At 40.8% G+C, this 287-nt stretch carries 1 pseudogene; it reads right to left on the bottom strand.

The features are described 5' to 3' along the window. Positions 1-146 precede the first annotated feature (146 nt). Positions 147-284 (bottom strand): annotated as a pseudogene (locus tag AC2Q9J_RS17830) (transposase); the annotation flags it as partial. Positions 285-287 lie beyond the last annotated feature (3 nt).

The raw sequence follows: 287 nt of genomic DNA, 5'->3' as shown, positions 1-287 counted from the left end.
ATTGGTTCAATAAAAAGCGTGTACATAGTGCACTAGGTTATGTGTCACCTTTTGATTTTGAAGCAATGTACTATCATAAAATTAACCCATTAGGTCAGGTGGCCTAACTTAAATAAAAAAGTCTCCGACAAACCCGGTACGGTTCAGCCATATTTAGCACGCCACTTGTAGAAAGTCGCATTACTCATGCCATGTTCACGGCACAGGGTAGTAACAGGCGTGCCAGACTCCGCCTGTTTCAAAATAGACATGATCTGACTGTCAGTAAATTTAGATGTTTTCATGCA

The sequence above is a fragment of the Planococcus sp. RAB007_Raresut genome, from assembly GCF_057369535.1.
The sequence above is the reverse complement of the archived record's forward strand: the minus strand, read 5'-3'. Positions and strand labels throughout refer to the sequence as shown.